The following is a 22,710-nucleotide window of genomic DNA, read 5'->3' on the forward strand; positions in this document are numbered from 1 at the left end:
CTCGTAGCATAGGGCCATGTCTGATGGTCTTGCCGCGAGCGGCTCCTCCGCGAATGCACCCGCCCAGTTGAACTCGGAGTTGGCCGGAAAGCTGATCAAGTGGATGACCACCGCCAATGTCTGGCTGTATCAGCGGACTGACGGCCGCCTGGGCGGAAAGTGGCGTGTGGGTGCGGCTTTCCCCTGGGGCATACCGGTACTACTGATCACCACCATCGGCCGCAAGACCGGGCAAAAGCGGCTGAGCGCGCTGCTTTACTTACCCGACGGCGACAAGATCGTCCTGGTGGCGTCGCAGGGCGGACGCGACGCCAATCCGGCGTGGTACCTCAATCTCAGGGCGAATTCTGAAGTCACCGTTCAGATAAAGGGCGATATCCGAACCATGACGGCCCGCACCGCGACCGACGAGGAACGCGCGTACTACTGGCCCAAGCTGGTCGAGCTCTACGCCGACTTCGCTAAGTACCAGTCGTACACGACCCGCAAGATTCCCGTCGTCATCCTGGAGCCCTAACCCCTTCATCGACACGCCGTCTCGTGGCGGACACGTGCGATACGAATCCTCCGCGACACGGCGTGTCGGCGGGATCAGGCCTGTGAGCCGTAGACCGGAACCGGCGTACGAGCTTTATCGAGCAGGTCTGCGACCACGGGACCCAATTCACTTGGGTCCCAACGCGCACCCTTGTCCACCTGCGGACCGTGCGCCCATCCCTCGGCGACGCGGATGATGCCGGCTTCGACCTCGAACACCTTTCCGGTGACCGCGCGTGACTCCGGGCTGCCCAGCCACACCACCAGCGGCGAGACGTTCTCCGGGGCCATCGCGTCGAATGCACCGTCCTCGGGCTTGGCCATGGTCTCGGCGAACACCGCCTCGGTCATCCGGGTACGCGCGGCCGGAGCGATGGCGTTGACAGTGATGCCATAGCGGCCCATCTCGGCAGCAGCCTGCAGGGTCAAGGTGGCGATACCGGCCTTGGCGGCGGCGTAATTCCCTTGCCCGACACTGCCTTGCAGCCCGGCGGCGGAGCTGGTGTTGATGATGCGGGCATCCACCGCATTGCCGGCCTTGAACTCGTCACGCCAGTACGCGGCGGCATGACGCAGCGGCGCGAAGTGCCCCTTGAGGTGCACACGAATCACCGCGTCCCACTCCTCCTCGCTCATGTTGGCGAGCATCCGGTCGCGCAGAAATCCGGCGTTGTTGACCAGAACATCCAGACGGCCAAAGGAATTGACGGCGGTGTCGATCAGGTTCTTGGCACCGTTCCAGTCGGCGACATCATCACCATTGGTGACGGCTTCGCCACCGGCAGCCTTGATCTCCTCGACCACTTCCTGAGCGGGGCTGGTGCCAGCCGATCCATCCAGGCCCACACCGATGTCATTGACAACCACCCGGGCGCCTTCGGCCGCGAACGCCAGCGCGTGCGCACGTCCGATGCCCCGGCCTGCACCGGTGATGATGACGACCCGACCGTCGAGCAAACCTGGCATGTTCTATTCCTTTTCGCCGTTCTCATTGCTGTTGACATTGGCGGCGTCGAGGAACGCGGGACGCTCCCCTCCACCGTGAACCGTAAGAACCGAACCCGTCACGTAGGAGGACAGGGGCGAGGCAAGAAACGCTGCCGTCCAACCAATCTCGTCCGGATTGGCAAGGCGGCCCAGCGGCACCGTCGCGCCGACGGACGCGATTCCCTCTTCATCGCCATAGTGCATTTCCGAGAGCTCGGTGCGGATCATTCCGGCGGCCAGGGCGTTCACCCGCACCTTAGGCGCCCATTCCACAGCGAGGCTCCGAGTCAGGCTCTCGAGCCCGGCCTTGGCGGCGCCGTATGCGGCGGTACCCGGCGAGGGCCGGCTTGCGCTCACGCTGGTGATGTTGACGATGGTGCCGCCCTCGTCCTGCCGCTGCATCACGGCGTTGGCGCGCTGCGAGACGAGCAAGGCGGAGAGCAGATTCAGTTCGATGATCTTGCGATGAAAGTTATGGCTCGCGTCGGCAGCCAGTGCGAAGGGCGCACCACCGGCGTTATTGACGACGGCGTCCAGACGCCCATGCGTGGAAACAACGGTGTTGATGAGCGCATCGACCGACTCTTCATCACGGACATCGCAGGAATGGAATTCGTAAGGGGTATCACCGGGACGGCGCGCACAGGTAATCACCGTTGCACCGAGCTCGTCGAACACCCGGCTGATCCCGGCACCGACGCCGCGGACACCTCCGGTGACCAGCACGACGCGACCCGCGAGGCCGAGTTCGTAAGGGGTTCGCACGTCACTCCTTGCTGTATTCCTGCTGTTTGTCCTGCGCTTTCGAGCCATGGTAGCGTACCAAGCAAGTGCTTGTTTCGGTACCTTGAGGAGTCTCATGGGCATCATCACCGCGACGGTTGAACCGGGCATCGTGACCGTCACCGTCGACTATCCGAAGGTCAACGCCATCCCCTCGCGCGGATGGTTTGAGCTGGCCGACGCCATCCTGGCCGCGGGCAACGACCCGTCCACCCACGTCGTGATCCTGCGAGCCGAGGGCCGCGGGTTCAACGCGGGCGCCGACATCAAGGAAATGCAGCGCACTCAGGCAGAAGGACAGGGCTTCACCGCCTTGATCGACACCAACCGCGGCTGTTTCGAAGCCTTCAGCGCGGTCTACCGCTGCAAGGTGCCCGTCATCGCCGCCGTCAACGGCTTCTGCCTCGGCGGTGGAATCGGCCTGGTGGGTAACGCCGACGTGATCGTCGCCTCCGACGACGCGGTGTTCAGCGTGCCCGAGGTGGACCGTGGTGCGCTCGGCACCGCCACTCATCTGCAGCGCTTGGTTCCCCAGCATGTGATGCGCCGGATGTTCTACACGGCGGCCAAGGTTGACGCAAAAACGTTGCACCACTACGGATCCATCCACGAGGTGGTGCCACGGGAGGAGCTCGACGAGGCCGCGCTGCGCGTAGCGCGTGACATCGCCGCCAAGGACACCCGCGTCATCCGCGCCGCCAAGGAAGCCATCAACTTCATCGATCCGCAGGACGTCGAGTCGAGTTACCGCATGGAGCAGGGCTTCACATTCGAGCTCAACCTGGCGGGTGTCGCCGACGAGCATCGCGACGCATTCGTCGAGACCGGAAAGCCGAAGGGAAACTAATGGCAGACAAGACAAGCACTCTCGACGAGGTCGTCTCCGAACTGCGCAGCGGCATGACCATCGGCCTCGGAGGCTGGGGTTCGCGCCGCAAGCCGATGGCCTTCGTGCGCGCGATCTTGCGTTCGGATGTCAAGGATTTGACGGTCGTCACCTACGGCGGACCGGACTTGGGCCTGTTGTGTTCGGCGGGCAAGGTCAAAAAGGCCTACTACGGCTTCGTGTCCCTGGATTCGCCGCCGTTCTATGACCCGTGGTTCGCCAAGGCGCGCACCACCGGCGCGATCGAGTCCCGCGAGATGGACGAGGGCATGGTCAAGTGCGGCCTGGAAGCCGCCGCCGCCCGCCTGCCGTTCCTGCCCATCCGGGCCGGGCTGGGCTCGGATGTCATGAATTTCTGGGGCGACGAGCTCAAGACCGTCACATCCCCGTATGCGGATAACGAGACCCTGGTCGCGATGCCCGCGCTGAATCTGGACGCCGCATTCGTGCACCTGAACCTGGGTGACGCCACCGGCAATGCCGCCTACACCGGAGTGGACCCATACTTCGACGACCTCTACTGCCTGGCAGCCGAGCGCCGCTTCCTCTCTGTGGAGAAGGTCGTCTCCACCGAAGAACTGGTGAAAACCGTTCCTCTGCAGTCACTTCTGCTGAACCGCATGATGGTGGATAAGGTGGTGGAAGCTCCCGGTGGCGCGCACTTCACCATCGGCGCCGCCGACTACGGCCGCGACGAGAAGTTCCAGCGGCACTACGCCGAGGCCGCCGGGGATCCGCAGACCTGGCAGACCTTCGTCGACACCTATCTGTCCGGTTCCGAAGAGGACTACCAGGCAGCCGTTAAGCGGTTTAAGGAGCAGCAGGCATGAGCGAGGCAACCCGCGCCGAGGTATGCGCCGTAGCGTGCGCCGAGTTGTTCAGGGACGCAGGCGAGATCATGGCCTCTGCGATGTCGACCATGTCCACCGTCGGCGCCCGGCTGGCTCGTCTGACGTTCTCCCCTGATCTGGTGCTCTCCGATGGCGAGGCCGTCCTGATGGCCGAGACACCGGCGATCGGCGGCGTCTCGCCGATCGAAGGGTGGATGCCCTTCCGCAAGGTGTTCGATGTGGTGGCCTCCGGCCGCCGGCATGTCGTCATGGGCGCCAACCAGATTGACCGCTACGGCAATCAGAACCTCTCGGCGTTCGGGCCGCTGCAGCATCCGACCCGGCAGATGTTCGGTGTGCGCGGCGCTCCCGGCAACACCATCAATCACGCCACGTCGTATTGGGTGGGCAACCACTCGGCGCGTGTGTTCGGGAACTCTGTCGACATCGTCTCGGGCGTCGGCTACGACAAGGTCGACCCGGCCAACCCGGCGTACAAGTACCTCAACGTGTTCCGGGTGATTTCTAACCTGGGTGTGTTCGATTTCAACGGCCCCAACCACGAGATGCAGGCCCTGTCACTGCACCCCGGCGTCTCGGCCGAGGACGTCGCGTCCAACACCAGCTTCGAGGTGCACGGGCTGGCCGACGCCGGTGATACCCGCCTGCCCACCGATGAAGAGCTACGGATCATTCGCGAGGTGATCGATCCGAAGTCGTTCCGGGACAAGGAAGTCAAGCAATGAGCGCACCGGTCCTCAAAACAGCACTGACTGGCCTGGTCGGCATCGACCATCCCGTCGTCCAGACCGGCATGGGCTGGGTGGCCGGACCGCGCCTGGTAGCCGCCACCTCCAACGCCGGCGGTCTGGGCATCCTCGCCTCGGCGACCATGACGCTGGAAGAATTGGTCGCGGCAGTCGCGAAGACGAAGTCACTCACCGATAAACCCTTCGGTGTGAACATCCGTGCCGATGCCGGTGATGCCACCGAGCGCATCGATCTGCTGATCCGCGAGAAGGTGAAGGTGGCCTCGTTCGCGCTGGCACCCAAGCAGGATCTAATCGCCAAGCTGAAAGACAATGGCGTGGTCGTGGTTCCGTCTATCGGAGCGGCCAAGCATGCCAAGAAGGTCGCCGCCTGGGGCGCCGACGCGGTGATCGTCCAGGGTGGTGAGGGCGGCGGACACACCGGTCCGGTGGCAACCACCCTGCTGCTGCCCTCGGTGCTCGATGCGGTGAAGGACACCGGAATGCCGGTCATCGCAGCCGGTGGATTCTTCGACGGGCGTGGCCTCGCCGCCGCGCTGTCCTACGGCGCGGCCGGTGTCGCCATGGGCACCCGATTCCTGCTGACCTCCGATAGCACCGTGCCGGATGCAGTCAAGGAGCGCTATCTGGCCTCGGCGCTCGACGGCACCGTGGTGTCGACCCGGGTCGACGGCATGCCGCACCGGGTGTTGCGCACCGAGCTGGTCGAGAAGCTCGAAAGCGGTTCGCGGGTACGTGGATTCAGTGCAGCGATCCGGAACGCGGCCAAGTTCAAGAAGATGTCGGGAATGACGTGGCGGTCCATGGTCAAGGACGGCCTGGCGATGCGTCACGGCAAGGAGCTCACCTGGTCTCAGGTGCTCATGGCCGCGAACACCCCGATGCTGCTGAAAGCCGGTCTGGTGGAGGGCAACACCGGTGCCGGTGTTCTCGCCTCCGGTCAGGTCGCGGGCATCCTCGATGACCTGCCCAGCTGTCAAGACCTGATCGACGCGATCGTGACGGAAGCGGTCGCCCATCTGAAGAGTGCGAACGCGGCTATCCTCTAACCGCCGAGCGGGAATCTCACGAGGCAAAACGGACGAAATCCCTCGCCAGATTCCCACTCGACATCGCCATTCGAAACGCCTCATCGACCCGGGCCACGATCGTGCCTGCTCGATGCCGCAGCATCTCGGATGTCACCCGAATGATGGTCCAGCCCTCTGCGGAGAGTCCGGCTGACCGGTCGACATCGCGGGAGTGCTGGTGCGGATCAGTCCAGTGCTGGGCGCCGTCGAATTCGACTCCGAGTTTGAGGTCCTCCCACCCCATATCGATCCTCGCGACGAATTCTCCATAGCGCGTGTAGACCCGGATCTGAGTCCGCGGCGTAGGGAATCCCGCCTTTACGAGAAGCAGCCTCGTGCGGGTTTCTTGAGGTGACTCTGCTCCGCCGTCGACCAACTCCAGCGCCCTGCCGAGCGCCACCAGCCCCCTGGCTCCGGGATGCATATCCGCGATCTGAAGAATCTGTGCAGGGCTGACGCCAGTAGCTGCGATCAGGGCGTCCAAGCGTTCAACAACGGTGTGCGGCGGCAACCAGCGTCCAAGATCGAAGGCCGTGCGTGCCGCCGAGGTGACCGCGAGGCCGTCAACGCGGTCAACCTCGTCTGCCAGCAATGACTCTCGGTGAACCCTCAACCCCTTCGGCGCCTTATGGTTTTGATAGATCAATTCCGCTGGGGCCGAACCATCTACCCACTTTGAGCCGAGAAGCGCCGACGCGGACAAGCCCGCGACCACCCCGCCCCGCCGCGACCATAACCATGCGGCCCGCGCACGCTGTATGGCCGTCACATTCGATCCGCGTGGAACGTACACGGATGGGTAGAGCTGTTCGTATCGACGACGGATTTCGTGCCCAGCCACAGCCCCGGAAGCAATAGCCTCACCAGAACGAAACGGCCACGGAACCCCCCCCCATAGCGGGAGCATTCCACTCACCACTGACAAATCTGAGTGGGAATCTCACGAGGGAAATCGCCCGAAATCCCTCGCCAGATTCCCACTCGGCAGGAATGGGCAAGGATAGGGACAGCGGATTCACAGAATGCGGGAGAATCCTGGAGACATGAGACATCGAACGTTCAGCTTCTCGACAGCTGCGTGTTGTTTGGCCGCAGCCGCCGCCTTCGTGCTGGCACCGATCGCCGCAGCCGACCCCGACGAACCATTGGTACCCGAGCAACCCATCCACGCACCCTCACAAGGGGCGATGGAGCTACCGACCGACCGGGGTCCGCACCACGTGTTGTTGCAGGACCAGAACAAGGGCGGCGCCGACCCGGACGTGCCGTACGGAACCGATCCCTATGTCCCGGACCATGCCAACGACATCGGTGGCGCCGACCCGGATACCCCGCTGGGCACCGACCCTGACGTCCCGTTCGGCACCTGGGCCGGAAACTAGTCGCCCGGTAGAGCAGGCCCCGGTAGGGGTGGCGGCGCCTGCTCCGGCGCCCACGCATCGGATGGCTGCGAGCGAATGAAGTCCGCTGCCCCTGGGGTGTCGAACATGCCTGTGTTGTCCCGCTTGCTCAACCAATCCCAGGCCTGGCCCATCCACATCGGGTCTTGTGGCAGGTCAGACATCTGCGGGTTGAACGGCAGACTGCCGCCCGGCAATCCGGGAATGCTGCAAACCTCCGGCGGACACGGTTCGGCAGATGCCGGCGCACTGCTTGCGATGATGCCGAGGGCCGCCGCGGCCGTGCCGATCAGGATTCCTGCACGCATCAGTTCAGGCTACGCCCGCGACGCGCTCAGAGGCGCTCGATGATGGTGACGTTGGCGGTGCCGCCGCCCTCACACATCGTCTGCAGGCCGTACTTGCCGCCGGTGCGCTCCAGCTCGTTGAGCATGGTGGCGAACAACTTGGCGCCGGTGGCCCCCAACGGGTGACCCAGCGCGATTGCGCCGCCGTTGGGGTTGACCTTCTCCAGGTCGACATCCAGCTCCTTGGCCCATGCCAACACCACGGGGGCGAAGGCCTCGTTGATCTCGACAACGTCGATATCGTCCATCGTCAGACCGGTCTTGGCCAGCGCGTACTTGGTGGCGGGGATGGGGCCGGTCAACATGAACACCGGGTCGTCGCCCCGGGCGCTGATGTGATGAATACGTGCGCGTGGCTTCAGCCCGTGCGCCTTCACGGCGCTTTCCGAGGCGACCAGCGTCGCGCTACCACCGTCGGAGATCTGGCTGGCCAGAGCTGCCGTGAGCCGGCCCCCATCGACGAGGGTCTTGAGCCCAGCCATCTTCTCCAGCGTGCTCTCGCGCGGACCCTCGTCGACACGGAAGTCGCCGACCGGGATGATCTCATTGTCGAAGTGTCCGTTGCGGATCGCGGCAAAAGCCCGCTCATGGCTGGAGAGCGCGAACTGCTCCATCTCCTCGCGGCTGATGTCCCACTTCTCGGCGATCATCTCCGCGCCGCGGAACTGGGAGATTTCCTGATCGCCATAGCGGTGCAGCCAGCCTTCGGACTCTGCTGTGGGCGAGGTAAATCCGTACTCCTTGCCGACGATCATCGCCGCAGAGATCGGAATCTGGCTCATGTTCTGGAAGCCACCGGCCACCACCAGGTCCGCGGTACCGGACATAACAGCCTGCGCGGCAAAGGAAATGGCCTGCTGGCTCGATCCACACTGGCGGTCGACGGTGCAGCCCGGCACCTCTTCCGGGTATCCACCGGCCAGCCACGCGAGGCGTCCGGCATTGCCGGCCTGCCCACCGATGGCGTCCAGGACACCCATGATCACGTCATCGATGGCGTCGGGGTCGACGTCGACGCGGTCGAAGAGCCCCTTGAAGGTGGCCGCACCCAGATCCAGCGGGTGCACGGTGGACAGTGAGCCGTTGCGCTTACCGACAGCGGTACGCACAGCGTCAATGATGTACGCCTCAGACATGGTGAATCTCCTTATTTCCCAGACTAATCGACGGTAATCCCGCCGAGGACTATCGAAAGGTACTGTTCGGCGACTTCCTGCGCCGTGCGTGAACCACCCGGACGGAACCAGCGCACCGACACCCATGTTGCGTCGCGAATAAACCGGTACACCACTGCCACATCAAGATCGGGACGGAAGTAGCCCTGGGCGATGCCGTCGCGCAGCACTTCGAGCCATAACTCGCGCTGCTCGGTGTTGAGTTCGTTCAGATAGGCGAACCGCTCCTGCGACAGCAGCCGAGGTGCTTCCGCCTGGTAGATGGCGACCTGTGCGTGCTTGGTTTCGATAGCGTCGAACGAGGCCAGGAACAGGCCCTTAAGCGTGTCGACAGGATTCAGGTTGGCCGCAGCAATCTCGCGATACCGGGCGAAGAGTCCCTCGAGGAAGTCGCGCAGCAGTTCGTCGACGATCGCCTCTTTGGAATCGAAATGGTGATAGAGGCTGCCTGACAGAATTCCGGCGGCATCGGCGATGTCGCGCACCGTGGTGGCGCGCAGGCCGCGCTCTGCGAACATGGCAGCCGCAAGGCTCAGCAGTTCGTCACGTCGCGACGGCTGCGATGCACCGCTTGCGCGAAGAGCGTCCGACTCTCGCACTTCTGCCACCTTGTCCACCTCCCTACTGTATCAACCAAGCGCTTGTTTGGTCACCGCTTAATGGCGCATGTCACGCCCGCTGGCTGGACACCGAGATGACCTCACCTGTCAGATAGCTCGAGTAATCGCTGGCCAGGAAGGCGATGGTGGAGGCAATCTCCCACGGCTCGGCGGCGCGACCGAATGCCTCATCGGAAGACAGCTTGTCCAGCAGATCCGAGGACGTCACCTTGTCGAGGAACTTGTGCCGAGCAATGCTCGGGGCTACCGCGTTGATGCGTACGCCATGCTCGACGGCCTCGATGGCGCTGCATCGCGTGAGCGCCATGACGCCGGCCTTGGCGGCGGCGTAATGCGATTGTCCGTACTGCGCGCGCCAGCCCAGCACGCTCGCGTTGTTGACGATGACGCCGCCATGACCGGCCTCGCGGAAGTACCGCAGGGCCGCACGGGTCGCGCGGAACGTGGAGGTCAAGGTGACATCGAGAACCCGGTCCCACTGCTCATCGGTCATGTCGGCAACGGGAGTCTCACCGCCGAGCCCGGCATTGTTCACCAGTACATCGATACGGCCCAGTGCGGCAACGGATTCGACGATGAGTGCGTCGACAGCCTCGGTAGAGGTGACATCACACACCACCGCGGCCACCTTGCCCAGCCCGAGTGCCGCGAGCTCGTCACGCGTCTCGGTGAGGCGGCGCTCGTGGTAGTCGGAAACGACCACGTCGGCGCCCTCGGCCAGAGCACGGCGCGCGGTCGACGAGCCGATACCGGTTCCGGCGGCCGCGGTCACGACGACGGCCTTGCCCTTCAGAAGACCGTGTCCGTCAATCTCTTTCGGTGCCTGGGACAAGCTCACTTAGCGCGCCTCTCTGGGTAGTCCGAGCACCCGCTCGGAGATGATGTTGCGTTGGATCTCGTTGGAGCCGCCATAAATCGTGTCCGCACGAGAGAAGAGGAATAGACGCTGCCATTCGTCCATCTCGCCGTCATCGGTCAACAGGGTCGACTTTCCGATGATCTCCATCGCCAGCTCGCCCAGATCACGATGCCAGTTGGCCCACAACAGCTTTGACACATTGTCCTGGCCGGGACGCTCCTCGTCCATGGTGGCCAGCGCGTAGGCGCGCATGGTACGAAGCCCGACATAGGCCTGGGCCAGGCGCTCGCGGATCGCAGGGTCGTCCGCCGAGCCGTTGGACTTGGCGAGCTCGGCAAGCCTCGAAAGCTCACGGGCATAGGTGATCTGGTTACCCAGGGTCGAGACACCACGCTCAAAGGTCAGGGTGCCCATGGCGACCCGCCAGCCATCGCCCGGCTCACCGACCACCAGATCGGCGGCGGTGCGCGCGCTGTCGAAGAACACCTCGTTGAACTCCGAGGTGCCGGTCAGCTGGATGATCGGGCGGATCTCGACACCTGGCTGATCAAGGGGCACCAGAAGATACGAGAGACCCTTGTGTCGCGTCGATCCGGGTTCAGTACGCGCGACCACGAAGCACCACTGCGATTGCAGCGCCAGCGAGGTCCACACCTTCTGCCCGTTGATCACCCATTCGTCACCGTCAAGCACCGCAGTGGTGGATACGTTCGCAAGGTCTGACCCCGCGCCGGGCTCCGAATATCCCTGACACCACAGCTCGGTGACATCGCGGATGGCCGGAAGGAAGCGCTGCTGCTGCTCGGGGGTGCCGTAGGCGATGAGTGTCGGTCCGAGCAGCTCCTCGCCCAGGTGATTGACCTTGTGCGGCGCCTCGGCGCGCGCGTACTCCTCATAGAAGATGACGCGCTGGCTCACGGTGGCTCCGCGACCACCGTGCTCGACCGGCCAGCCCAGGCAGGTCCAGCCCGCGGCAGCCAAGTGACGGTTCCAGGCGAGGCGCTCTTCGAACGCCTCGTGCTCGCTACCCGGGCCGCCCAGGCCCTTCAGCTCGGCGAACTCGCCGACAAGGTTCTCGGCCAGCCATTCCCGGATCTCGGCACGCACCTGATCGTCGGATATCTCCGACAACGGACGCTCGGAAGCCGCTTGGAACTCACCCACACCTGTAGGCTAACCTACCAAGCACTTGCTTGTTATTGGAAGGTGGGTCGGACGCGTATGGAGTCGGCGCAGCAGACACCCGAACTCACCATCCCGGCAGCATTGGACCAGGCAGCGGCCCGTTTCGGCGGTCGCGACGCCCTCTATGCGGACGGCTCCTGGCTGACCTTCTCAGAACTTCGTACCCGCGCGCGGCGCTTCTCCGCGGCGCTGATCGCGCTCGGGGTCGAGCACGGCGATCGCGTGGCCATCTGGTCCCCCAATTCATGGCACTGGCCCATCGCCTGCCTGGGTGCGCAGTACGCGGGCGCCGCCGTCGTCCCGATGAACACCCGCTACACCGTCGACGAGGCGACCGACATTCTGCAACGCAGCCAGGCCCGCGTGCTGGTTTCTGTCGGGATCTTCCTCGGTTCGGACCGCATCACCCAGCTGGACGCCGCAACGCTCCCCGACCTGCGGCACATCGTGCGGGTCGCGGTGGAGGCCGGCGATCGGTGCAACTGGGACGAGTTCGTGGCGCACGGAAACGACGTCACCGACGAGGACATCGACACCCGCCGGGACACAGTGGGTTCCGAGGACATCAGCGACATCCTTTTCACCTCCGGCACCACCGGGCGCAGCAAGGGCGTGCTGTGCATGCACCGTCAACCGCTGGCCGCCTCCCTGGCCTGGGCCACCTATGGCGAATTCACCGAAAACGACCGCTATCTCTGCGTCAATCCGTTCTTCCACAACTTCGGGTACAAGGCGGGCATCCTGGCCTGCCTGCAGACCGGCGCGGCACTCATGCCGCAGCTGACCTTCGACCCCGAAAAGGCGATGGCCGCCGTCCAGGAGCACCAGATCACCGTGCTGCCCGGCGCGCCGACCATCTTCCAGATGCTGCTCGACCATCCGGCACGCAAGAACTACGACCTGACCTCGCTGCGGTACTCGGTCACGGGCGCGGCCGTCGTCCCGGTGGTGCTCATCGAACGCATGCAATCTGAACTGGATTTCGATCTGGTGCTTACCGCCTACGGCCTCACCGAGACTCAGGGGTTCGCCACGATCTGCCGCTCCGATGACGACGCGGTCACCGTCGCGACCACCTGCGGGCGCCCGATGATCGGCTACGAGCTACGGATCGACGGCGCGCAGAAACCCGGCGACGAAGGCGAAGTGCTGCTGCGTAGTGCCAATGTCATGAAGGGCTATCTCGACGATCCGCAGGCCACCGCCGAGACCATCGACTCGGACGGCTGGTTGCACACCGGTGATATCGGAAAGCTCGACGAGCGCGGAAATCTCACCATCACCGACCGCCTCAAGGACATGTACATCTGCGGCGGGTTCAACGTGTATCCCGCCGAGATCGAGCAGGTGCTGATGCGCCTGGAGGGTGTGGCCGATGCCGCCGTGATCGGCGTTCCCGACGCGCGCCTCGGCGAGGTCGGTAAGGCGTACATCGTGCGCAAGCCCGGTGCATCTCTGGACTCGCAGGCAGTAATCGATTACTGCGCACAGCATGTGGCGAACTTCAAGAAACCGCGGTTCGTCGAGTTTCTCGACGAACTTCCCCGCAACCTGGGCGGCAAGGTGGTCAAACCCACCCTGCGTGCCATGCATGAGGAGTCTGCGTAATGGACCTATTGCTTGACGACGAGACCGAGGCATTCCGGGCGGAGGTGCGCGAGTTCCTCGCCGCCAACGTCCCGAACCCGCCGCTGCCCTCCTACGACTCCCCGGAAGGTGCAGTGGCGCACCGGCAATGGGAACGCACCCTGTACGACGCGGGATTTTCCGCGGTGTCCTGGCCCAGGGAGTACGGCGGTCGCGATGTCACCCTGCTGCAGTGGGTGATCTTCGAGGAGGAGTACTTCAAGGCGGGCGCCCCTGCGCGCATCAGCCAGAATGGCATGTTTCTGCTGGGCCCGACGTTGTTCGCACATGGCAGCAAGGACCAGCTGGATCGCATCCTGCCCAAAATGGCCAACGGCGAGGAGATATGGGCGCAGGCATGGTCGGAGCCGGAATCCGGTAGTGACCTGGCCTCGCTGCGCTCCCCCGCCCGCAAGGTCGACGGGGGCTGGCGGCTGTCCGGTCAGAAGATCTGGAGCTCGCGAGCACCCTTCGCGGACAGGGCATTCGGGCTGTTCCGATCCGACCCGGCGGCCCAGCGCCATCAGGGATTGACCTACTTCATGTTCGACCTCAAGGCCGAGGGCGTCACGGTGCGCCCCATTCCGCAGCTCGACGGCGACCCCGGCTTCGCCGAGATCTTCCTGGACGACGTATTTGTTCCCGACGAGGACGTCATCGGCGGCGTGCACGACGGCTGGCGCGTGGCCATGAGCACCTCGAGCAATGAGCGTGGCATGTCGCTGCGCAGCCCCGGCCGTTTTCTGGCCACCGCCGATCGGCTGGTGGACTTGTGGAAATCGGTTCCGGACAATGGGTTCGCTTCCGGACGTGTGGCGGACGCCTGGATCGCGGCACAGGCCTACCGGCTGCACACCTTCGGCACCGTGACCCGGCTGGCGGGCGGCGGCGAGCTAGGTGCCGAGTCCTCGATCACCAAGGTGTTCTGGTCCGAATTGGATGTCGCCCTGCACGAGACGGCCTTCGATCTACGCGGCGCGGACGGCGAGCTGACCGGACCCTGGACCGACGGGTACCTGTTCTCCCTCGGCGGCCCGATCTACGCGGGTACCAATGAGATTCAGCGCAACATCATCGCCGAACGCATCCTTGGCCTGCCCAAGGAAAGTGCTCGCACGGGAGGTGCCAAGTGAGGTTCGATCTGGACACTCAGCAGCGGGATTTCGCGGCCAGCATCGATGCCGCCCTGTCGGCCGCCGATGTTCCCGGCGCAGCGCGCGCGTGGGCAACGGGCAACCACGAGCCCGGGCTGGCCGTGTGGTCAACGCTGGCCGACCTTGGCGTCACGGCCCTGGCGGTATCCGAGAAGTACGACGGCATCGGGGCACACCCCGTCGATCTGGTTGTCGCTCTCGAGGGCTTGGGCAAGTGGGCGGTACCCGGACCCGTTGTCGAATCGATCGTGGTGGCACCAGTCTTGCTCACGGAGGATGAGCGGTCCTCACAACTCGCCGCCGGAGAACTCATTGCTACGGTCGCCGCACCTCCCGTCACACCGCGTGCGCTCGATGCAGACGTCGCCGGTCTGGTGCTCATCGCCGATGACATCGGGCTCCGTGAGGGGCAGGCCGGTGCCCAGCATGAGTCGATCGATGCCACCCGTCGGGTGTTCGACGTGACGCCGACTGGCGGCGGTGTCTCCCTGGACACCAGCCGCGCCATCGACTTTGGTGTGCTTGGCATTTCAGCACAACTGATCGGTGCCGGACAGGCCCTGCTGGACCGTGCCGTGGAGTACGCCAAGCAGCGTTCCCAGTTTGGCCGGCCGATCGGCTCTTACCAGGCCGTCAAGCACAAACTGGCCGATGTACACATCGCTCTGGAGCTGGCGCGCCCGCTGGTGTACGGCGCCGCACTGGCCCTCGCCGACGAATCCCCCACCGCCGCTCGCGATGTGAGCGCCGCGAAGGTTGCCGCCGGCAAGGCCGCCTACCTTGCCGCGCGCTCTTCTCTACAGACCCATGGCGCCATCGGCTTCACCGCCGAATACGACCTTTCTCTGTGGATCCTCAAGGTGCGGGCGCTGACGGCGGCGTGGGGCACACCGGAATGGCACCGTGCGCGTGTACTGGAGGCCCTGTGAGTACTTCCTCAAACGACGAACGGCAGATGCTGCGTGACACCGTCCGTTCCTTGGTGACCAAACGAGCCGACTCGGCTGCGGTGCGCAAGGCGATGGAATCCGAGCGCGGCTATGACGAGAACCTGTGGACCGTCCTGTGTGAGCAGGTCGGAGCGGCAGCGTTGCTGGTTCCGGAGGAGTTGGGCGGTGCCGGAGGCGAGCTCGCGGACGCGGCCGTCGTGGTGGAAGAACTCGGCCGTGGGCTGGTGCCCAGTCCACTGATGGGCACCCTGTGGGCGGAGCTGGCCCTCCTCGAGGCCGGCTACCAGGGTGAACTACTGGAATCGCTGGCGGCCGGTGAATCGATCGGTGCGGTGGCCTTCGACCCGGGATACGTCGTCAACGGAGCTATCGCCGATGTAGTACTCACCCTGGATGGCGACGAAGTACACCGAGCAGAGAACGTCACCGCTACGGCGCTGTCGACGATGGATCCCACCCGCCGACTCGCCGCAGTCGTGGACAGCGGAAACGAGCCGATCGGCACTGCCCCAGGACTGATCGACAAGGCCGGGCTACTGCTGGCCGCCGAGCAGGTGGGCGCAGCGGCGCGCGCCCTGGAACTCACTGTCGAATACACCAAGACCCGGGTGCAGTTCGGCCGTACGATCGGCAGCTTCCAGGCCCTCAAACACCGGATGGCAGATCTGTATGTGCTGGTGGAGTCCGCACGCGCCATCGTGTACCAGTCCATCCAAGACCTCACCGCCGAGGCCGCGACCGTAGCGAGAATCAAAGCCAGCGAGGCACTCTCGGCAGTGGCCGCGGACTCGATCCAGTTGCACGGCGGTATCGCCATCACCTGGGAGCACGACGCCCACCTCTACTTCAAGCGCGCACACGGCAGCGCGCTGCTGCTGGGAACACCACGTCAGCTGCTCCCAAGCCTGGAGAGCGCCGCGGGACTGTAGGTTCCCGGCCTAGACTCCGGGCATGCAGACCAAAGCCAGCCCCTGGCCCGCCTACCGGCTCGCCGCCGTGCTCCTCGGCGTCGGCGTCGTACATTTCGTCGCACCCAAACCCTTCGACGACATCGTCCCGGCCCAGCTGCCTGGTGAAGCCCGGTTCTACACGTATGCCTCGGGTGTTGCCGAACTCGGAACCGGTGCGCTGCTACTGGCCCCGAAGACACGCAGGCTCGGCGGTACGCTCGCGGCGCTCCTGTTCATCGCCGTCTTCCCCGCGAACATCAACATGGCGCGGCAGTGGTGGGACAAGCCGCTGCCACTGAAGCTCGGCGCCATCGCCCGGCTACCGTTGCAGATTCCGATGATCACCGAGGCCCTCAAGGTACGACGCACGGCGTAGCCGTCTTTGATCTTTTCCTGTCGTGTTCAGTCATATATGACGGCGTTTCCCGTGCGCTGAAGGTTGGCTAGCCCCGCCCGGAAGGTTTCCATGAATTCAGGCGGGGGCCCTTCCCAGTCCTCAACCTCGCCAACGATGCGCACGGGTTCCCGGGTGCGGTACGAGTGGGTCGGATTCCCGGGGAACTTCTTGTCCGTCACGTTCGGATCATCTTCCAGGGTGCCCTCCGGTTCCACGATGTAGACATGGCCCCTGCCCTCGCCTTTGGCCATGATGGCGGCGAGTCCCGCGCCGATCAGTGTTCTCGTCACGTAGACGTGGTTCATGATGCGGCCCTCCTCGTAGTTCGACAGATGCCCGGGGGTCAACAGATCGCCTATCTCGAGGTCTGCCTTGGTGCCATGGAAGTACGCGCCCGACTCGTGCGCCTCGAAAAAGTTCGGCATCGTCATACCCGTTCCCATCAGTCGAAATTCGTGGTCGCAGGATTGTGCGTCACGATGGGGGCCTTGCCGCAAGCCCCCCTTCGTGACATATTTTGAAAGGGGACAAGCCAAAAGGTTGACCCCACAACCGCGCAGTGGTCGGCTTGATCCATGACACTGCAGATATCCGACCGCGAACGCGAAGCCCTGGCAGAGGTCACCACGTTCCCGCTGCTGGCAGCGATCACCGGGCGCCGGTCCCGACGCTTCCCTCTCGGCGGACGCATTCCCGACGGTCCGCTGGCCTACACCAGCGGGCATCCTGTCAGACCGATATCGGAAGTCGAACGCGCACTGATCCTTTCGGTGGTTGGGGGTGTAACCGGATGGCACTATGGCATCACCTATCACCCCGGATACGCCCCCGCGTTCCCGAACTACTCCGGCAGTGCGACTGGACGCACCTTTCCCTCCGCCGCCGGATTTCACACCAGCCAGCTCTTCTTCACCGATGACACCGGGATCTACCTGCTGCCGACACGTGATGAACCCCCTCGTGAATTCGCGTCTATCGAGGACTGGATCACTCACACCGCCGACTCCTACGTGCGGATTTCGGACAAACGTCTGGAACTGCCACGAGAGGAGCCGTACATGGAAGGCCACAACACCTGGATCGGGAATCACCCGGGCAGCCTGCTGGCCTTCCCGGTGGCCGATCTGGCCGAACACCTGATCGCGAACCTGTCCTTCTTCGCCGCGAACGGCTACCTGGTCTACGACGACGTCAACAACCGGAGCCTTCCCGGCACCGAAAAGTTCAGCAGCTTAAGGAATTACGACGATCCTATTCCGCTGTCTTTTGTGGAGCAGTACACGCTCACCGAGGCCAGCGCCGAACTGGCCACCGCAACCCACAACGGCGTACTCCTCCTTCAAGCGCTCGGACTGGGTGGCTGGATGTTCGACGGGCTCGACCGGCTTTCGGTGCTCGGCGGCTCTGGCGACCCGCGTGCACCCGGTATCGGGTTCCGCTCCGACAACGACGATCGGTGGCCATTTCCGAATGCCACCGGTCTGGATGGATTCTTCGAAACCCTCAGTCCCCCACATGTGCCGACGGTCGCAGCGGGCGTCCAGAAGTACATCGAGCGCAAGTACGGCCCCGGCGGGCCCTTCCACCCCGACACCCCTGGCGCCTGGGTGGATTCACGCAAGGTGCGCGCGGCCGCGCTACCGGCCGAGGCGATCCAGGAGATCGTCACGACGCAGGCCTCGTACATTTACGACACCTTCGGAAAGATTCCCGGCACCGTTCCGACCGTCCATGTCTTGATGTATCTGCAAGCTCAGAACATCGATCTGGGCTTCTATGACGCGCACTTCGGCCCGGGCGCCTACCTATCGACACACGCCGAACACGGCAGACGTTGGTACGGAGATTAACTGCCGTTCGGCCCGGCGGCGGCCCGCAACTCAGCGTTACGGACCCGGACGGGCTTGTTTCGGCACTGAACCGCCGGGGGTAGCACAATCTGGATATGCGCCGACGACACCTGCTCCAACTCGGAACGGCAGTGGCAGCGGGCCTCGCACTGACTTCCTGCGCGGACACTCCCGACGAGCCGCAAGATAATGGCGAGGTGAGCGACGGCGAGACCTGGCGCATGCCCGACGAGGGTGAACCACACCTGCGAACCTGGATGGCCTTCGGCGCCAGCGACGAGATCTGGGGCCGGCGGCTCAACCGGAATGTGCAGCAGAATCTGGGTGCGATCGCCCAGGCGATCGCACAGTTCGAACCGGTGTCCATGCTGGTGCGACCGCAGGAGATCGAACTGGCGCGCCAATTGGCTGGACCCAATGTGGAACTGGTTCCCGCACCACTGGATGACCTGTGGATTCGCGATAGCGGGCCGGTGTTCGTCCGCAACGACACCGGCAAGGCAGCTGTCGATTTCAACTTCAACGGCTGGGGCAACAAACAGAAGCATGACTCCGACGCCACGGTCGCCGTCGAGGTCGCCAAGCGCGCCGGAGTGCGGGTCCTTCACACCGACCTCGTGCTCGAGGGCGGCGGCATCGAGGTCGATGGGGGCGGCACCGCGATCATCACCGAGAGTTGCGTGCTCAACAACAACCGCAACCGGAGACGCTCCAAAAAGGATGTCGAGGCAGAGCTTGCGCGTCTGCTTGGTCTGCAGAAGATCATTTGGCTACCGGGCATCGCGGGCATGGACATCACGGATGGTCACACCGATTTCTACGCGCGATTCGCCGGACCGGGTGTCGTCGTCGCAGGGCTGGATAACGACCCCGACTCGTTCGACTACGACGTGACGCGCCGGCATCTCGACATCCTCGAAAAGGCAACGGACGCGGCCGGACGCCCACTGCGCGTGGAAGTACTCGAGGCACCCGAGCAGGGGCGCGATGACTTCGAATCAGCGGACTTCGCAGCGGGTTACATCAATTTCTATGTGTGCAATGGCGGCGTCATCGCACCCGAATTCGGAGACCCAGACGCCGACGCGGCGGCCAAATCCACGCTGGAGGCGGTCTTTCCCGGGCGCAGGGTGGTTCAGCTCGATATCGACGGTATCGCCGCGGGCGGCGGCGGCATCCACTGCGCCACCCAGCAGGAACCGCGGTAGGCCGCCCTCAGCTTGCCACCGAACGCGGCGCGCCGGGCCCGGGATCGATTCGCACTGGCCCCGTCGCGGACGGCGTCACCGGAAAGTCGAAGATCGCCGTCGGGATATACACAGTGGCACAGGAATTCGGAATATCGACGACACCCGACAGTCGACCCTCGATGGGTGCTGCGCCCAGGAGGAGATAGGCCTGCTCCGGGCTGTAGCCGAACTTGGTCAGGTAATCGATAGCGTGCAGACAGGCCCTCTGATACGCCAAATGCGAATCCAGATAGCGTTGTTCGTCGTCGAGAGTGACCGAGGTTCCCGAGAAGGCCAGCCATTGCGAGTACTGCGGGTCGGTGTTACCCGGCATGAAGATCGCGTTCTCCGACACCCCGTAGGTGTCCATTCCGCCCTTGAGCACGTCGACGTGCAGATCGATGAAGCCACCCATCTCAATGGCTCCGCAGAACGTGATCTCGCCATCTCCCTGCGAGAAATGCAGGTCACCCACCGACAGCTTTCCGCCCGGCACGAACACCGGGTAGAACACCCGGCTGCCCTTGGTCAGATTCTTGATGTCCTGATTACCGCCATTCTCCCTGGGCGGCGCGGTCCTGGCCGCCTCCGCCGCCGCCCTGTCAAAGGTGTCGCCGGTAAGCCCACCGAGTACGGCGTCCTGCGGTTCTGGCGGAAGAGCCAGTGCGGGAACACGATAGGGGTCAGTAGCGATCAACGCGCCCTCGCGCGCATTCCAACGCGCCAGCAATTCCGCCGACGGCGCCGTCCCCATCAGCCCGGGATGCACAATCCCCGTGAAGCTGACCCCAGGGATATGTCGCGAGGTTGCGGTTTGACCTGAGAAGTCCCAAATCGCCTTGTAGGCATCGGGAAACTGCTCCGTGAGGAATCCGCCACCGTTGGCCGTCGGGAAGATGCCGGTGTAACCCCAGCCCTGCCCGGCCAGTGGCCCGGAGTCTTCCTGCGGAATCGGGCCCACATCGAGAATGTCGACGATCAGCAGGTCCCCCGGCTGAGCACCCTCCACCGAGAACGGCCCCGACAGTGCGTGCACGGTGGTCAGTGGTGCGTCACGGATGTCGTCGGCGGAGTCGTCATTGTGGATCGCACCGTCGAACCATTCGCGGCAATGCACCCGGAATGAAGTACCGGGTTTGACGACGGCAGCCGGCGGAATGTCGGGGTGCCACCGGTTATGCCCGACGATCTGTTGTTCGGTGAACTTCTTGCTCGAATCCAACGGGAACAACACTTCGGGCATGGCAATCCTTCCGGTCAGGGGCGAGGCAACTTGCGATGCAAGGGATTTGCTGTCAGGGGAATCGCCCGGCGCGCGGTGGGCAGCGCAGCCACCGCGGACGGCTCACTGGCGCTGCGCTGGGTGTCGTCAAGCAGACGCATGCGAGACGAGGCGCCCCGGCCCATCCCCGCTATGCCGAAAACCCGGCGTGCCGACTCAGGGCAGCCGGGGCAGGACACACTATCGGGGGCGGTCGCCAAGGGAAAATTGCGCGACGTACTGCCGCAGCTCGTGCAGCGATACTCGTACAACGCCATGACCCGCCCTCACCGAGGTAACACCTGGATCTGAGACGTTACGCCGGATCGGCCAGGCCCGCAGAGGAAATCGATGGCAGGCCGGTTACAACCAGGTGTCCTCGGTGGTAGCGGTGAGGAACGCCTCCAGGTCATTGCGCCAATCGGCGGGCGTGGTCTTGTCCGGCTCGATGCCGGTGTACTGCCCTCGGTAGAACAGCAGTGGCCGGGTGGCCGTCGGCTTCTCGGGGATTTCACTCAGTTCGTTGACCGACCCGAATACCACCCAATGGTCTCCGCCGTCGTGGACGGTGGCGACCTCGCAGTCGATGTGCGCCAGCGACCCGTCGATGATCGGGGATCCGAGACCCGATGGATGCCAATCTATTCCAGCGAACTTGTCCGGCTCTCGTGAGCCGAACCGCGCCGAGACCTCACGCTGGTCCTCGGCCAGCACGTTTACGCAGAACTTGCCCGATGCCTCGATAGCAGCCCAGGATCGCGACTGCTTTGTCGGGCAGAACAGCACCAGCGGCGGCTCCAACGAGAGCGCCGCGAACGACTGGCATGCAAACCCCACCGGCTCGCCGTCGTGCGTCGTGGTAATGATGGTGACGCCGGTGCAGAACTGCCCCAGCACATTCCGGAACGCCCTCGGGTCAATAGCCGTCACTGGTTCAGCTTCGCACCGATGGTGAAGTCGTGGCCCCACAAGCTAACCGCGGTACTCTCCCGCGCAACCCAGGACTCGTCTTCGACCTGGCGCCCCTCACAACCGAATTCGATGTCGAATCCGCCCGGTGTCTTCATGTAGAAGGACAGCATCAAGTCGTTGACATGTCGCCCCAAGCTGGCCGACATCGGCACCTTGCGACGCAATGCACGGTCCAGACACAGACCCACATCGTCGGAGTTCTCCACCTCGACCATGAGGTGCACGATCCCGCTCGGGGTCGGCATCGGCAAGAACGCCAGGCTGTGGTGGCGCGGGTTGCAGCCGAAGAAGCGCAGCCAGGCCGGCTCACCGTCGGCGGGACGGCCCAGCATCTGCGGTGGGAGCCGCATGGAGTCACGCAGCTTGAACCCCAGTACATCTCGGTAGAAATGCAGCGACTCGGCGTCGTTCTTGGTCGACAGCACCACGTGACCCAGGCCCTGCTCCTCGGTGACGAACTTGTGCCCGTACGGGCTCACCACCCGGCGGTGTTCCAGGGCAACACCGTGGAACACCTCTTGGATGTTGCCCGACGGATCCTCGAAGATGATCAGCTCATCGACACGGCGCTCGGCCTTCTCCTGCGCGGTGCCCTCCTTGTACGGAGTGCCGTTGGCTTCCAACGCCTCCCGGACTTGCTGTAGTCCGGCAGCGTTGGCGGCTTCCCACCCGGTAACCGACAGTCGGTCGTGCTGTCCGGGGAAAATCACCAGACGGGCAGGGAAGTCGTCCATGCGCAGGTACAGCGCACCGTCAACCGTGCCCTTGCCTTCGACCATGCCGAGGATCTTGAGCCCGTACTCACGCCAGGCCGCCATGTCAGTGGCCTCGATGCGCATGTATCCCAGTGAGCGGATGGCGTCCATTCTCGG

The 22,710-nt window shown here is 64.3% G+C and carries 25 protein-coding genes and 1 pseudogene; 13 read left to right on the plus strand and 13 right to left on the minus strand.

Going from position 1 to position 22,710, the window contains the following annotated elements; all coding sequences use genetic code 11:
- Positions 1-16 precede the first annotated feature (16 nt).
- Positions 17-517 (plus strand): nitroreductase family deazaflavin-dependent oxidoreductase, encoded by a 501-nt coding sequence (locus AOT83_RS20420; RefSeq protein WP_057965258.1) that lies wholly within the window; start codon positions 17-19, stop codon positions 515-517.
- A 74-nt stretch (positions 518-591) separates the two neighbouring features.
- Here the strand turns inward: AOT83_RS20420 and AOT83_RS20425 are convergent, their stop codons facing one another.
- Positions 592-1,503 carry an SDR family oxidoreductase gene (locus AOT83_RS20425; protein ID WP_057965259.1) on the minus strand — a complete coding sequence of 304 codons (912 nt, stop codon included), beginning with the start codon at positions 1,501-1,503 and terminating at the stop codon, positions 592-594.
- 3 nt (positions 1,504-1,506) lie between these two features.
- Positions 1,507-2,289, minus strand: a complete 783-nt coding sequence (locus tag AOT83_RS20430; protein WP_030095747.1) for an SDR family oxidoreductase — start codon at positions 2,287-2,289, stop codon at positions 1,507-1,509.
- A 94-nt stretch (positions 2,290-2,383) separates the two neighbouring features.
- Here AOT83_RS20430 and AOT83_RS20435 point away from each other — a divergent pair, with 94 nt between their 5' ends.
- Genes AOT83_RS20435 through ipdC form a run of 4 tightly spaced genes read left to right on the plus strand, consistent with a single transcriptional unit; the run spans position 2,384 to position 5,842 of the window.
- Positions 2,384-3,154: an enoyl-CoA hydratase family protein gene (locus AOT83_RS20435; protein ID WP_030095748.1), complete on the plus strand. Its 771-nt coding sequence runs from the start codon at positions 2,384-2,386 to the stop codon at positions 3,152-3,154.
- Positions 3,154-4,023 (plus strand): CoA-transferase, encoded by an 870-nt coding sequence (locus AOT83_RS20440; protein WP_030095749.1) that lies wholly within the window; start codon positions 3,154-3,156, stop codon positions 4,021-4,023. The genes AOT83_RS20435 and AOT83_RS20440 overlap by 1 nt, the downstream gene beginning before the upstream one ends.
- The gene (locus AOT83_RS20445) at positions 4,020-4,769 is read left to right on the plus strand and encodes a hypothetical protein (RefSeq protein ID WP_057965260.1); all 750 of its coding nucleotides are present in this window, start codon (positions 4,020-4,022) and stop codon (positions 4,767-4,769) included. The genes AOT83_RS20440 and AOT83_RS20445 overlap by 4 nt, the downstream gene beginning before the upstream one ends.
- Positions 4,766-5,842, plus strand: a complete 1,077-nt coding sequence (gene ipdC / locus AOT83_RS20450; protein ID WP_057965261.1) for a (3aS,4S,5R,7aS)-5-hydroxy-7a-methyl-1-oxo-octahydro-1H-indene-4-carboxyl-CoA dehydrogenase — start codon at positions 4,766-4,768, stop codon at positions 5,840-5,842. The genes AOT83_RS20445 and ipdC overlap by 4 nt, the downstream gene beginning before the upstream one ends.
- A gap of 16 nt (positions 5,843-5,858) precedes the next feature.
- On the opposite strand, the gene AOT83_RS20455 is transcribed toward ipdC, so the two are convergent.
- Entirely contained in the window at positions 5,859-6,770 is a 912-nt protein-coding gene (locus tag AOT83_RS20455; RefSeq protein ID WP_057965262.1) for a DUF559 domain-containing protein, read from the minus strand.
- 136 nt (positions 6,771-6,906) lie between these two features.
- On the opposite strand from AOT83_RS20455, the gene AOT83_RS20460 reads away from it, so the two are divergent.
- Positions 6,907-7,245 carry a hypothetical protein gene (locus AOT83_RS20460; RefSeq protein WP_030095753.1) on the plus strand — a complete coding sequence of 113 codons (339 nt, stop codon included), beginning with the start codon at positions 6,907-6,909 and terminating at the stop codon, positions 7,243-7,245.
- 92 nt (positions 7,246-7,337) lie between these two features.
- Here the strand turns inward: AOT83_RS20460 and AOT83_RS20465 are convergent.
- The 5 genes and pseudogenes from AOT83_RS20465 to ipdE1 all read right to left on the minus strand — a co-directional run.
- Positions 7,338-7,571: pseudogene (locus AOT83_RS20465) on the minus strand (hypothetical protein); the annotation flags it as partial.
- A 26-nt stretch (positions 7,572-7,597) separates the two neighbouring features.
- On the minus strand, positions 7,598-8,746 hold the full coding sequence (fadA6, locus tag AOT83_RS20470) for a steroid 3-ketoacyl-CoA thiolase FadA6 (RefSeq protein ID WP_057965263.1): 1,149 nt from the start codon (positions 8,744-8,746) through the stop codon (positions 7,598-7,600).
- Between the two features lie 23 nt (positions 8,747-8,769).
- Positions 8,770-9,393, minus strand: coding sequence for a TetR family transcriptional regulator (locus AOT83_RS20475; RefSeq protein WP_164514113.1), 624 nt, complete (start codon positions 9,391-9,393; stop codon positions 8,770-8,772).
- A gap of 61 nt (positions 9,394-9,454) precedes the next feature.
- On the minus strand, positions 9,455-10,243 hold the full coding sequence (ipdF, locus tag AOT83_RS20480) for a (5R,7aS)-5-hydroxy-7a-methyl-1-oxo-2,3,5,6,7,7a-hexahydro-1H-indene-carboxyl-CoA reductase (RefSeq protein WP_057965264.1): 789 nt from the start codon (positions 10,241-10,243) through the stop codon (positions 9,455-9,457).
- Positions 10,244-11,386: an acyl-CoA dehydrogenase IpdE1 gene (ipdE1, locus tag AOT83_RS20485; RefSeq protein ID WP_057965287.1), complete on the minus strand. Its 1,143-nt coding sequence runs from the start codon at positions 11,384-11,386 to the stop codon at positions 10,244-10,246.
- Positions 11,387-11,485: 99 nt separating this feature from the next.
- Between ipdE1 and AOT83_RS20490 the strand changes: the two genes are divergently transcribed.
- From AOT83_RS20490 to AOT83_RS20510, 5 genes are read left to right on the plus strand one after another with little or no spacing between them, the layout of a single operon-like run.
- Positions 11,486-13,057, plus strand: a complete 1,572-nt coding sequence (locus tag AOT83_RS20490; protein WP_030095759.1) for a FadD3 family acyl-CoA ligase — start codon at positions 11,486-11,488, stop codon at positions 13,055-13,057.
- Positions 13,057-14,208: an acyl-CoA dehydrogenase family protein gene (locus AOT83_RS20495; protein ID WP_057965265.1), complete on the plus strand. Its 1,152-nt coding sequence runs from the start codon at positions 13,057-13,059 to the stop codon at positions 14,206-14,208. The genes AOT83_RS20490 and AOT83_RS20495 overlap by 1 nt, the downstream gene beginning before the upstream one ends.
- On the plus strand, positions 14,205-15,158 hold the full coding sequence (locus tag AOT83_RS20500) for an acyl-CoA dehydrogenase family protein (protein ID WP_030095761.1): 954 nt from the start codon (positions 14,205-14,207) through the stop codon (positions 15,156-15,158). Before AOT83_RS20495 ends, AOT83_RS20500 begins: the two co-directional genes overlap by 4 nt.
- The gene (locus AOT83_RS20505) at positions 15,155-16,108 is read left to right on the plus strand and encodes an acyl-CoA dehydrogenase family protein (RefSeq protein WP_057965266.1); all 954 of its coding nucleotides are present in this window, start codon (positions 15,155-15,157) and stop codon (positions 16,106-16,108) included. Before AOT83_RS20500 ends, AOT83_RS20505 begins: the two co-directional genes overlap by 4 nt.
- A 22-nt stretch (positions 16,109-16,130) precedes the next feature.
- Positions 16,131-16,505 (plus strand): MauE/DoxX family redox-associated membrane protein, encoded by a 375-nt coding sequence (locus AOT83_RS20510; protein ID WP_030095763.1) that lies wholly within the window; start codon positions 16,131-16,133, stop codon positions 16,503-16,505.
- A gap of 26 nt (positions 16,506-16,531) precedes the next feature.
- On the opposite strand, the gene arr is transcribed toward AOT83_RS20510, so the two are convergent.
- Positions 16,532-16,957 carry an NAD(+)--rifampin ADP-ribosyltransferase gene (gene arr, locus AOT83_RS20515; protein ID WP_057965267.1) on the minus strand — a complete coding sequence of 142 codons (426 nt, stop codon included), beginning with the start codon at positions 16,955-16,957 and terminating at the stop codon, positions 16,532-16,534.
- 144 nt (positions 16,958-17,101) lie between these two features.
- On the opposite strand from arr, the gene AOT83_RS20520 reads away from it, so the two are divergent.
- Positions 17,102-18,376, plus strand: a complete 1,275-nt coding sequence (locus AOT83_RS20520) for a hypothetical protein (protein ID WP_030095765.1) — start codon at positions 17,102-17,104, stop codon at positions 18,374-18,376.
- Between the two features lie 95 nt (positions 18,377-18,471).
- On the plus strand, positions 18,472-19,584 hold the full coding sequence (locus AOT83_RS20525) for an agmatine deiminase family protein (protein ID WP_057965268.1): 1,113 nt from the start codon (positions 18,472-18,474) through the stop codon (positions 19,582-19,584).
- Between the two features lie 7 nt (positions 19,585-19,591).
- Here AOT83_RS20525 and fmdA read toward each other — a convergent pair whose 3' ends face one another.
- The 4 genes from fmdA to hsaC all read right to left on the minus strand — a co-directional run bounded on the left by fmdA (position 19,592) and on the right by hsaC (position 22,704).
- Positions 19,592-20,848, minus strand: coding sequence for a formamidase (gene fmdA, locus AOT83_RS20530; RefSeq protein WP_030095767.1), 1,257 nt, complete (start codon positions 20,846-20,848; stop codon positions 19,592-19,594).
- Between the two features lie 14 nt (positions 20,849-20,862).
- Positions 20,863-21,144 (minus strand): zinc ribbon domain-containing protein, encoded by a 282-nt coding sequence (locus AOT83_RS27010; protein WP_081343709.1) that lies wholly within the window; start codon positions 21,142-21,144, stop codon positions 20,863-20,865.
- Between the two features lie 85 nt (positions 21,145-21,229).
- Positions 21,230-21,796, minus strand: coding sequence for a 3-hydroxy-9,10-secoandrosta-1,3,5(10)-triene-9,17-dione monooxygenase reductase subunit (hsaB, locus tag AOT83_RS20540; RefSeq protein ID WP_030095768.1), 567 nt, complete (start codon positions 21,794-21,796; stop codon positions 21,230-21,232).
- Positions 21,793-22,704 carry an iron-dependent extradiol dioxygenase HsaC gene (gene hsaC, locus AOT83_RS20545; protein WP_030095769.1) on the minus strand — a complete coding sequence of 304 codons (912 nt, stop codon included), beginning with the start codon at positions 22,702-22,704 and terminating at the stop codon, positions 21,793-21,795. The genes hsaB and hsaC overlap by 4 nt, the downstream gene beginning before the upstream one ends.
- Between the last annotated feature and the right edge of the window lie 6 nt (positions 22,705-22,710).

The organism is Mycobacteroides sp. H001 (assembly GCF_001440005.1).
Lineage (GTDB): Bacteria > Actinomycetota > Actinomycetes > Mycobacteriales > Mycobacteriaceae > Mycobacterium > Mycobacterium gwanakae.

Bases quoted from the DNA above. Each gene is read 5' to 3' on its own strand.
- AOT83_RS20420 (WP_057965258.1), top strand. From the start codon at position 17: ATGTCTGATGGTCTTGCCGCGAGCGGCTCCTCCGCGAATGCACCCGCC.
- AOT83_RS20425 (WP_057965259.1), bottom strand. From the start codon at position 1,503: ATGCCAGGTTTGCTCGACGGTCGGGTCGTCATCATCACCGGTGCAGGC.
- AOT83_RS20435 (WP_030095748.1), top strand. From the start codon at position 2,384: ATGGGCATCATCACCGCGACGGTTGAACCGGGCATCGTGACCGTCACC.
- AOT83_RS20440 (WP_030095749.1), top strand. From the start codon at position 3,154: ATGGCAGACAAGACAAGCACTCTCGACGAGGTCGTCTCCGAACTGCGC.
- AOT83_RS20445 (WP_057965260.1), top strand. From the start codon at position 4,020: ATGAGCGAGGCAACCCGCGCCGAGGTATGCGCCGTAGCGTGCGCCGAG.
- ipdC (WP_057965261.1), top strand. From the start codon at position 4,766: ATGAGCGCACCGGTCCTCAAAACAGCACTGACTGGCCTGGTCGGCATC.
- AOT83_RS20455 (WP_057965262.1), bottom strand. From the start codon at position 6,770: ATGCTCCCGCTATGGGGGGGGGTTCCGTGGCCGTTTCGTTCTGGTGAG.
- AOT83_RS20460 (WP_030095753.1), top strand. From the start codon at position 6,907: ATGAGACATCGAACGTTCAGCTTCTCGACAGCTGCGTGTTGTTTGGCC.
- fadA6 (WP_057965263.1), bottom strand. From the start codon at position 8,746: ATGTCTGAGGCGTACATCATTGACGCTGTGCGTACCGCTGTCGGTAAG.
- AOT83_RS20490 (WP_030095759.1), top strand. From the start codon at position 11,486: ATGGAGTCGGCGCAGCAGACACCCGAACTCACCATCCCGGCAGCATTG.
- AOT83_RS20495 (WP_057965265.1), top strand. From the start codon at position 13,057: ATGGACCTATTGCTTGACGACGAGACCGAGGCATTCCGGGCGGAGGTG.
- AOT83_RS20510 (WP_030095763.1), top strand. From the start codon at position 16,131: ATGCAGACCAAAGCCAGCCCCTGGCCCGCCTACCGGCTCGCCGCCGTG.
- arr (WP_057965267.1), bottom strand. From the start codon at position 16,957: ATGACGATGCCGAACTTTTTCGAGGCGCACGAGTCGGGCGCGTACTTC.
- AOT83_RS20520 (WP_030095765.1), top strand. From the start codon at position 17,102: ATGACACTGCAGATATCCGACCGCGAACGCGAAGCCCTGGCAGAGGTC.
- AOT83_RS20525 (WP_057965268.1), top strand. From the start codon at position 18,472: ATGCGCCGACGACACCTGCTCCAACTCGGAACGGCAGTGGCAGCGGGC.
- fmdA (WP_030095767.1), bottom strand. From the start codon at position 20,848: ATGCCCGAAGTGTTGTTCCCGTTGGATTCGAGCAAGAAGTTCACCGAA.
- AOT83_RS27010 (WP_081343709.1), bottom strand. From the start codon at position 21,144: ATGGCGTTGTACGAGTATCGCTGCACGAGCTGCGGCAGTACGTCGCGC.
- hsaC (WP_030095769.1), bottom strand. From the start codon at position 22,704: ATGGACGCCATCCGCTCACTGGGATACATGCGCATCGAGGCCACTGAC.